This is a genomic window from Streptomyces adelaidensis (assembly GCF_016598475.1).
GTDB classification, from domain to species: Bacteria; Actinomycetota; Actinomycetes; order Streptomycetales; family Streptomycetaceae; genus Streptomyces; species Streptomyces adelaidensis.
Map to the genome: position 1 here is coordinate 1 of NZ_JAEMUX010000150.1, position 10,126 is coordinate 10,126.

Here is a 10,126-nt window from a genome sequence, read left to right on the forward strand (position 1 = left end):
GATCCATCCAGGAGCCTGCCGCAGTGTCCGTTGCGGTGGGCTCCGCCTGTTTCCGTACGGTACCGGCGTGGGCCGTCGTCTGCCACCAGCCCTGGAGGCCGGGGCTGGATCGTGCGCCCCCTTCACAACCTGTGCGCCGCCCCCGTCGGCGTGGCCCCTCGGGTGTCCAGCAGTAGTTGTGCCTTCACCGACAGGCCCTGGAGGTCGTAGGTGCGGTGGTGCTGGAGGAGGATCGTCAGGTCGGCGTCGGCGGTGGCGTCGTAGAGGGAGTCGGCGCGGGGGACGGGGCGGTCGAGGACGCTCCAGGCGGGGATGTGGGGGTCGTGGTAGCTGACGTGGGCGCCCAGTTCGAGGAGGCGTCGGGCGATCTCGTGGGCGGGGGTGCCCTGTTGGTCGGCGATGTCGGGCTTGTAGGTGACGCCGAGGAGGAGGACGCGGGCGCCTCGGGCGGACTTGCCGTGCTCGTTGAGGAGGGTGGCGGCGCGCTGGACGACGTACTGGGGCATGCGGTTGTTGACCCGCTGGGCCAGTTCGACCATGCGCAGGGCACGGGGTGAGCGGCTGGACAGGTCCTGGGGGAGGGCGTGGCCGCCGACGCCGGGACCGGGGCGGAAGGCCTGGAAGCCGAACGGTTTCGTCTCGGCGCAGCGGATGACGTCCCACAGGTCGACGCCCAGGTCGTGGCAGAGGACGGCCATCTCGTTGACGAGGGCGATGTTGACGTGGCGGTAGTTGGTCTCAAGGAGTTGGACCGTTTCCGCCTCGCGTGGTCCACGCGCGCGTACGACCTTGTCGGTGAGGCGGCCGTAGAAGGTGGCGGCCGACTCGGTGCAGGCGGGGGTGAGGCCGCCGATCACCTTGGGGGTGTGGGCGGGAACGAAGTCGCGGTTGCCCGGGTCGACGCGGGCGGGGGAGTAGGCGAGGTGGAAGTCGCGGCCCGCGCGCAGGCCCGATCCCTCTTCGAGGAGCGGACGGAGGAATTCCTCGGTCGTGCCCGGGTGGACCGGGGACTCCAGGATGACCGTGGTGTGCGGGCGCAGCCGGGCGGCCAGCGTGCGGGCGGCTTCCGCCACCTGGGCGAGGTCGGGCGAACCGTCGGCGCCGGGTGGGGTGGGGGCGCAGATGACGGCCGTACGGACCCGGCCGAGTTCGGCGGGGCTGGTGCTGGGCCTGAAGCCACCGGCGAGCATGCGGCGCAGTTCGGCGGGGGTGAGGGAGCCGCCCTCGGGGCCCGTGCGGTAACCGAGCGTGGGGATGCCGGCGGCGACGGCGGCCTGGGCCAGCGGCAGGCCGAGCTGACCGAGTCCGATGACAGCGAGATCTGCGGGCATGGCGTGGGCCGTCCTTCCCAGTAACCGAAGCGGGACAGGCGCGCAAGCCCTGTGGACTGGATGAGCGAGCGCAATGTCAGACTAGGAGTAAATATGACCGATATGCGGGATTGGGGAGTTGTTTTTCTGCGCGCGTCCCGTGGAGTTATCCACAGGCTGGGGGACGGGTGGTGGCCGAACTCGGGCAACACGGTCAGAATTCTGGGAACGGGGGATGTGAGCCGGGTCTTGCCGGACAGGTGAGACCAGCGCGACAAACAGCGGGAGGCAGCGGTGAGGACAGCGGCACTGGGACCGGCGCAGCGAGCCGAGTCACTGGCGGGTATGGCCGAGCGCGAGCTGGATGTGCTGGTCGTGGGTGGTGGAGTGGTCGGTGCGGGCACGGCCCTGGACGCCGTGACACGCGGTCTGTCCACGGGCCTGGTCGAGGCGCGCGACTGGGCGTCGGGCACCTCCAGCCGGTCCAGCAAACTGATCCACGGCGGCCTGCGCTATCTGGAGATGCTCGACTTCGCCCTCGTCCGGGAGGCGCTGAAGGAACGCGGGTTGCTGCTGGAGCGCCTGGCGCCCCATCTGGTGAAGCCCGTGCCGTTCCTCTACCCCTTGCAGCACAAGGGTTGGGAGCGGCCGTACGCGGGCGCGGGCGTCGCACTGTACGACGGGATGTCGATGGCCCGCGGTCATGGCCGGGGCCTGCCCGTGCACCGCCATCTGACGCGCCGGCACGCCCTGCGCATCGCGCCCTGTCTGAAGAAGGACGCACTGGTCGGGGCGTTGCAGTACTACGACGCCCAGATGGATGACGCCCGCTATGTGGCGACCCTGGTGCGCACGGCCGCGTCGTACGGGGCGAAGGTCGCCAACCGCGCGCGTGTGACGGGGTTCCTGCGCGAGGGCGAGCGCGTGGTCGGCGCCAAGGTGCAGGACGTCGAGGGCGGCGGCGAGTACGAGATCCGCGCCAGGCAGGTGGTGAACGCCACCGGGGTGTGGACCGACGACACCCAGGCGATGGTGGGCGAGCGCGGCCAGTTCCATGTCCGGGCGTCCAAGGGCATCCATCTGGTCGTACCCAAGGACCGGATCCACTCCACGACCGGGCTGATCCTGCGCACCGAGAAGTCCGTGCTCTTCGTGATCCCCTGGGGGCGGCACTGGATCGTGGGCACCACGGACACCGGATGGGACCTCGACAAGACGCATCCGGCGGCGTCCAGCGCGGACATCGACTACCTGTTGGAGCATGTGAACTCCGTGCTGTCCGTGCCGCTGTTGAGGGACGACGTGCAGGGTGTCTACGCCGGGCTCCGGCCCCTGCTCGCCGGGGAGTCGGACGCCACCAGCAAGCTCTCGCGCGAGCACATCGTCGCCCATCCGGTGCCGGGGCTGGTGGTCGTGGCCGGCGGCAAGTACACGACCTACCGGGTCATGGCCAAGGACGCGGTGGACGCCGCCGTGCACGGGCTCGACCAGCGGGTCGCCGAGTGCGTCACCGAGGACGTGCCGCTGCTGGGTGCGGAGGGCTACCGGGCGCTGTGGAACGCGCGGGCGCGGATCGCCGCGAGCACCGGGCTCCATGTGGTGCGGGTGGAGCATTTGCTGAACCGGTACGGGTCCGCCGCCGAGGAGGTGCTCGACCTCATCGGCTCCGATCCCGCCATGGGTGAACCGTTGCAGGCAGCGGACGACTATCTGCGGGCCGAGGTGGTGTACGCCGCCTCGCACGAGGGGGCGCGGCATCTCGACGATGTGCTGACCCGGCGTACGCGGATCTCGATCGAGACGTTCGACCGGGGTACGCGCAGCGCGCGGGAGGCCGCGGAGTTGATGGCTCCGGTGCTCGGCTGGGACAAGGACCAGATCGAGCGGGAGGTCGAGCACTATCGCAAGCGGGTGGAGGCCGAGCGGGAGTCGCAGCGGCAGCCGGACGACCTGACGGCCGACGCGGCGCGGCTGGGGGCGCCGGACATCGTGCCCTTGTAGGCGGCGGGGCGGGACGCCGGTTCTTATGAGGTGCCGGGGCAGAACTCGGCCGTGAGCAGGGCGGTTTCGAGGTTCGGGTCCGTCGGTGCGTCGGTGTTCACGCGGAAGGTGAGGACGCGACGGCCGTCGGTGGTGGCCGCGGTGCGCACATAGCTGCCGGAGATGCGGCCGTTGTGGCCCCACACCGTGATGCCGCACGGGAGCTCCACGGGGTAGAGGCCCATGCCGTAGCCGCCGTGTGCGGTGCGGGTGTCGAGCATCTCGCGCAGTTGGCGGGGCGGGAGCAGGTCGCCACCGAGCAGGGCCGCGTAGAAGCGGTTCAGGTCGGGGAGCGTGGTGACCAGCTCGCCCGCCGCGCCGGCCACGCGGGGGTCCAGGGTGGTGACGTCGGTGCCGTCGGCGGAGTAGGCGCGCCCGTGCGGGTCCGGCAGCGCGGAGACGGCGCCCGGGAACGAGGTGCCCGTCAGGCGGAGGGGAGTGATGACGCGGCGCTCGGCCTCGGTGGCGTAGGGGTGGCCGGTGACCTGCTCGATGACCAGGCCGAGCAGGACGTAGTTGGTGTTTGAGTAGGCGAAGCGGCCGGGGGTGGTCGGGGGGAGGGTGAGGGCGAGGCGTACGGCTTGACGGGGGGTCACAGGGACGGTTCCCTCGGTCGCCGCGGTGAAGTCGGCGAGGCCGCTGGTGTGGGTGAGCAGGGCGCGAAGGGTGATGGTCCGGCTGTCGGTGTCGGGGGTGCGGAGCAGGCCCGGGAGGTGGGTCTCGACGGAGTCGGAGAGGGACAGACGGTGTTCGGCGGCCAGTTGCAGGACGACGGTGGCGATGAAGGTCTTGGTGATGCTGCCCGCGCGGAAGTGGTCGGCGCGGTTGAGGGGGGTGGGCGTGGCCTCGGGTGCGGTTGTGGATTCGGCGTGGGTGTAGCGGGTGCCGGAGGGGTCGGTGGTGAGTAGGGCGGCGGCGGGGGCGTGGCCCTGGCTGACGAGGAGGGGGAGGAGAGGTTCAGGGGTTGAGGCGACGTGTTGCCGGGTGGCGGTGGGGGCCAGGGCGAGGAGGGTGAGGGAGAGGGGGACGGCCAGGCGGGTCAGGCGCGTCCTGGGTGATGGCGGAATCACGGTCCTCCCTTGTCGCGGCACATGATGCGGGATGGACCTGGGAGGGAGCTGGGTGGGGGTTTGGATTCGCCCCCGCCGCCCCTACCCGTCCCGTCCCGTTCCTGGGGGCTGCGCCCCCGGACCCCCGCTTGTCGTCCTTCGGGCTCGTCCTCGAACGCCCGGACGGGCTGAATTGCCCGCGGATGGTTGTGAAGTGTGGCTGGTTGAGGGGGGCCCAGGCGTGGGGCGGTTTGCCGGTGAGCGACAATGGAGGCTCTGTCAGGGCGGGTTGTATGAGGGGACGCATGTCGGAGGCGGAGCGGGCTGGGGATTCCCGTCAGGACAAGGACGCACGTCTCCTCGCCGGGCGGTACCGGCTGGGAGGGGTGCTCGGTCGCGGCGGCATGGGCACGGTGTGGCGTGCCATGGACGAGACGTTGGGCCGTACGGTCGCCGTAAAGGAGCTGCGGTTCCCGTCGAGCATCGACGAGGACGAGAAGCGGCGGCTGATCACGCGCACACTGCGCGAGGCCAAGGCGATCGCGCGGATCCGTAACAACGCCGCGGTGACGGTCTTCGACGTCGTCCACGAGGACGACCGGCCGTGGATCGTGATGGAGCTCGTCGAGGGCAAGTCGCTCGCCGAGGTCATCCGCGAGGACGGGGTGCTCGAACCGAGGCGGGCCGCCGAGGTGGGGCTCGCGATCCTCGACGTGCTGCGGGCCGCGCACCGCGAGGGCATCCTGCACCGGGACGTGAAGCCGTCGAACGTGCTGATCGACAAGCACGACGGCCGGGTCGTCCTCACCGACTTCGGTATCGCGCAGGTCGAGGGCGACCCCTCCATCACCTCGACCGGCATGCTCGTGGGCGCGCCCTCGTACATCTCGCCGGAGCGGGCCCGCGGCCACAAGCCCGGGCCCGCGGCCGACCTGTGGTCGCTCGGCGGTCTGCTCTACGCGGCGGTCGAGGGGGTGCCGCCCTACGACAAGGGGTCGGCCATAGCGACGCTGACCGCGGTGATGACCGAGCAGGTGCCGGAGCCGAAGCGGGCCGGGGCGCTGAAGGAGGTCATCTTCGGGCTGCTCACCAAGGACCCGGAGCGGCGGCTCGACGACTCCGGTGCGCGGGCGATGCTCAACACCGTGATCCACGCGCCCGACCCGAAGGACGTCGAGCCGGCGGACGCGACGCGGGTCGTGCCGTTGCCGCCGGTGCCGGAGGAGCGGCCGAAGAAGGGTGGTTCCGGCGGGGCCGGGGCGAAGGTGGCCGGGGAGCGGCCGCGTGCGCCTCGGTGGTCCATGCGGAAGGGGGCGTCCGGGGCGGCGGGCGCTGCTGCGGCTGCGGCTGCCGGTGCCGCGACGGGAACGTCCGGTGGTGCGTCCGGTGCGAAGTCCGGTGTGGCTTCCGGCGAGGCCGCTCCGGTCGCGTCCTCGGCGGCTGTCACGTCGAGGTCCGCGTCCGTCGGGGTCTCGTCGGGCGTGCCCGCGCAGAAGGCCGGTGGTGGGTCGGGGCAGGCCGTGGGCAAGTCGGTGGCCGGGGCGGCCGCCGGTGCTGTCGGGGTGTGTGGCGCCGACGCGGCGTCCGGCGCCGGGGCGGGGAACTCCGTTCCCGCGGGGCGGACTTCCGGGTGGCCCGAGGTGCCGCCGCCGGATCTGCCGCCGCGGCCCGTGCCCAGGGCGCCGATCACCGATGTGGTGTCGCGGCGGACGCTGGCGGTCATAGCGGTGGCCGTGGTGCTGGCCGTCCTCGGGACCGTGCTGGCGCTCACCCTCGGTGGCGACGACAGCGGTTCGGACAACAGCAAGGGCACCGACACCAAGGTGGCCGCGTCCAGCGGGACGGCGTCGGGCAGCAGCGACGACGAGGGCAAGGACGAGAACACCGACAAGGGTTCCGATCCCAGTCCGGACGGCGACTCGACGCAGGAGACCAAGGGGTCGACCGGGTCCACCGGCGGTTCGCCGAGTCCCACGGGCGGGTCGAGCGGTTCGGTGAGCGGTGACGGCTCCGGGGACTCGGGAGACATCGCGACCGAGACGTACAAGAGCGGTCAGGGGTTCTCGATCGGGCTGCCCGCCGGGTGGAAGTACCAGTCCGCGGACGCCGCGGGGGCCCGGTTCTCCGGTCCCGACGGGCAGCGGCTGCTCATCGGCTGGACGACCACGCCGAAGGACGACGCCGTCGCGGACTGGAAGAACCAAGAGCGGTACATGACGCGCTCGCAGTACAAGCGGATCCGAATAGAGGCGGTGGACTACCGGGGCTGGAACACGGCCGACTGGGAGTTCACCTATGTGGAGAGCGGCACGAAGTACCGGTCGATCGACCGCGGATTCGTCGTCGACTCGCAGCAGGGGTACGCGCTGATGTACACCGCGAAGGCGTCGGAGTGGAGCGGTGAGCTGCGCAAGGACACCTGGCGGACGTTCACGGAAACGTTCAAGCCGAAGAAGTCGTGAGGCGGCGGGCGGCGTACGCGGTGGGGCGCGTGAGTGGGTGGGCTGTTGCGCGCCGGTGCGTTCGAGGCTGTGGCCGGGTGCGGGTTTCGTGCTTCAGCTTGGGTGCCGCAGGGGGCATGAGGGGCGCGGGCCGGGGTGAGGCCCGTCGATATGAGCTCGGCTTCGGGAGTTCTGCCCGCCGGGTGAGTTCGGGGGCGGGTGTTCCGGGGAAGATCGAGGGCGTTCGAGCGCATTCGAGACGGGCGAGATATCGCATCGACGCAATGTGAGTTGCCTCCGGCACGTATCGTGAATGGCTGCGGACCGTACGCATCCAGAACGGAACGGGACGCGAGGCGAACGGAATTGACCAACCCGGCGGCCGGGGGAGGGCATCGTGGACGAATACGCGGGGCGAGTACTCGCCGACCGCTATCGCCTGCCGTTGCCGCCCTCCGACGAGTACGAACTCGCCGAGAGCCGGGCCTTCGACACCTACAGCGGACAGGAAGTCCTGGTCCGGCAGGTGCCGTTGCCCGAAGTCGTCGAGGCGGAGGTGCTCGACTCGGACGGGCTGCCCGAGGGGTATGTGGCGCGGGACAGCGGGGTGCGCCGGGGTTCGGCGCGGACCACGCGCCGGCCCACGGACCCGGCCGTACGGCGGGCGATCGAGGCCGCGCAGGCCGCCGCGCAGATACCCGACCACCCTCGGCTCGACCAGGTCTTCGACGTGTTCGCCGAGGGCGGCTCGTTGTGGATAGTGAGCGAACTGGTGTCCGCGCGGCCGCTGGCGGCACTCCTCGCCGAGCAGCCGCTGACGCCGTACCGGGCGGCCGAGGTCGCCTCCGACGTGCTCACCGCCTTGCGGGCGCTGCACGCGCACGGCTGGGTGCACCGGAACATCACCGCCCGTACGGTGCTGGTCTGCGACGACGGCCGGGTGATGCTCACGGGGCTGGCGGCCGGCGCGGCGGAAGAGGCGTTGTGCGGGTACGACCCGGTGCCCGCACGGGAGTTCGAAAGCGGCACTGAGATGCCTGGCGGCGGCACGGGAGTGCCCGGGCCCGGTGGGGGTGCGCGTCGGGACGCGGTGGCGCCCGGTGGTGTTCCCGGGGCGCGCGCGGCGCTGGCACCCGGGGGCGCGCTGCCCGGTGGTACCGGCGGCGGGAGCACCGACCCCGAAGCCGCCAGGCGGGCCGCGATAGAGGCCAGGGCGGGCAGCGCACCGGTCACGGACCCCTCCGGGGGGCAGCGCGTGCTGGAGGCCGGCAATGACGCCCGGGCGGCGCGGGCGGGCGCGATCGCCGCGTACCGGGCGGGAGCGCGGGCCGCGGCCCGGGTGCACGACGACCAGCGGGGCGGGCCGAGCACGGCATTGCCCGCACAGCGGCCGGCGCCCGGGGCGGCGCAGGACGATACGGCACCGACGGCCGCCGGACGCGACGGCGAGCTGACGCCCGGCGCGGGGACGGGCACGGAGCCGCCGGGGCAGATCGCCGACCCGTACGGCGTCCAGACCACCGGCGGCGCCACGAACGCCTGGCACGGCGCGCTGCCGCGCGGGGGGACGCCTACGCCCGGCACCCCCAACGGCGCCAATGGGGCCAACGGCGCCAACGGCGCTTACGGCCAGGGCGACGACACCTTCACCTTCGACGGACACGACACCGGCGGCACACACCTGGCCCCGGCCCATGGCTCGTCACTCGACGCCGGATACGCCGACTCCGTGAACGGCGGCGCCCTCCCGGTCGTCGACGGTGTCGCGGATGCCACCCCCTGGGACAGCGTCGTCGCCGGGTCCGCCCCGCGTCGTGGTCCTGCCACAGCGCTCGCCGCCGAGCGGGCGCGGCAGGCGCGGATGGCTGTGGTGGGGCCGGTCACCGAGCGCTGGGCGCCGGAGCAGGCCGGGCCGGTGCACGAGAACTGGCAGCTGGCGGCGCCGATCGGACCGGCGACGGATCTCTGGGCGCTGGGGGCGTTGCTGTTCCGGGCCGTGCAGGGGCATGCGCCGTACCCGGAGGAGAACACCGCCGAGCTGGTGCAGATGGTGTGCGCGGAGCCGCCCGCGTTCGCCGAGGAGTGCGGACCGCTGCGACCCGTCGTGGAGTCGCTGCTGCGCCAGGACCCCACCGAGCGGCTCGACTTCGAGGAACTGCGCGGCTGGCTGCGCTCGCTGGTGCGGTCGGCGCCGGAGCCCGAGGCCGGTACGCATGTCGTCCCGGCGCCGCCCGTGGACGCGAGCCGGCTGCCGATCGTACGGCGGCGGGGCGAGCTCGTCCGCAAGCGCCGGGCCAAGCTGCCCGCGACCAGCGCGCACGCCCGTCACAAGCGCGCCCGGCAGAAGCCCCCGCAACCCCGCAAGCTGGGCCGGAACCTGCTCCTGCTGGTCCTGCTCGCGCTGGCCGCGGCGGTGACGTACGCCATGGTGTTCATGCCCAAGGCCGCGCCGAGCAGCGAGGGCGACGACAGCGGGAGCCGTACGGACACCGCGGCGCAGCCGAGTCCGGCGCCGGAGGCGAGCAGCGAGCCCCGGCCCGACCAGAACTCGAACTCGCCCGACGGCGGCGAGGAGAGCGGGAGCGGGGCGAGCCCGTCGGAGTCGTCCGGTTCGACGCAGGCACAGACCGGCGGCCCCGAGGTCGCCCAGGGGTTCACCCTGCGCGAGGACCCCGAGGGGTTCGAGGTCGCCGTCGCCAGCGGATGGGACCGCAGCGCCAAGAACGGGCGCGGTCAGATCGTGTACTCCCAGGGCGACTTCGAGCTGGTCCTCGTCCCCGGGCGGGACAGCGCGGCGACGTACGGCAGCGATCCGCTGAAGTACCAGCGCGAGGACGAGCGGGAGCTGCAGCCGTTCCGCGACTCGTCCTGGGCGACGTCCACCGGGATGCGGCTGGTCGAGGTGGGCGGGGTGACCATGGCCGAGGGGCAGTTCACCTGGCAGGACTCCGAGGGGCGCGGCGTCTACGTACGGAACCTCGCAATTCTGCTCGACGGGCGTTACCACGTGGTGCAGTTGAGCGGGCCGGAGGCGGAGCGGGACGAGGTGACGCGGCTGTACGAGCAGGCGGCGGACACGTATCGGGTGACCGGCTGAGGGTCTTTCCGGTGAGGGCTGAGGGCTTCACCGGTGACCGGCTGAGCGTGCCTCACCGGGTGGGTGCGGCACGGGTGTCGGGGGCGTCGGCGGGTCGGCGGCGGAAGGTTTCACTCCGGTCGTGGAAGCGAGAACCGTCACAGTGATGTCTCTGTGCGGCCGAGCCGGTTTCCCGGGGCGCGGGCCGCT

General features: G+C 72.3%; 5 protein-coding genes. 3 read left to right on the plus strand and 2 right to left on the minus strand.

The genetic code is table 11. The features are described 5' to 3' along the window. Nucleotides 1-122: 122 nt before the first annotated feature. Nucleotides 123-1,331, minus strand: coding sequence for a nucleotide sugar dehydrogenase (locus tag I8N67_RS39890; RefSeq protein ID WP_200309203.1), 1,209 nt, complete (start codon nucleotides 1,329-1,331; stop codon nucleotides 123-125). A 273-nt stretch (nucleotides 1,332-1,604) separates the two neighbouring features. On the opposite strand from I8N67_RS39890, the gene I8N67_RS39895 reads away from it, so the two are divergent. After that, on the plus strand, nucleotides 1,605-3,311 hold the full coding sequence (locus I8N67_RS39895; protein WP_200309204.1) for a glycerol-3-phosphate dehydrogenase/oxidase: 1,707 nt from the start codon (nucleotides 1,605-1,607) through the stop codon (nucleotides 3,309-3,311). A gap of 23 nt (nucleotides 3,312-3,334) precedes the next feature. Here I8N67_RS39895 and I8N67_RS39900 read toward each other — a convergent pair whose 3' ends face one another. Then, complete coding sequence (locus I8N67_RS39900) at nucleotides 3,335-4,420, minus strand: serine hydrolase domain-containing protein (RefSeq protein WP_307835511.1); 1,086 nt, start codon at nucleotides 4,418-4,420, stop codon at nucleotides 3,335-3,337. A 284-nt stretch (nucleotides 4,421-4,704) separates the two neighbouring features. Here I8N67_RS39900 and I8N67_RS39905 point away from each other — a divergent pair, with 284 nt between their 5' ends. Beyond that, a complete protein-coding gene (locus tag I8N67_RS39905) occupies nucleotides 4,705-6,861 on the plus strand; it encodes a serine/threonine-protein kinase (RefSeq protein ID WP_200309205.1) in 2,157 nt (718 codons plus the stop codon). A gap of 376 nt (nucleotides 6,862-7,237) precedes the next feature. Continuing rightward, on the plus strand, nucleotides 7,238-9,937 hold the full coding sequence (locus I8N67_RS39910) for a serine/threonine kinase C-terminal domain-containing protein (protein WP_200309206.1): 2,700 nt from the start codon (nucleotides 7,238-7,240) through the stop codon (nucleotides 9,935-9,937). Nucleotides 9,938-10,126: the final 189 nt, after the last annotated feature.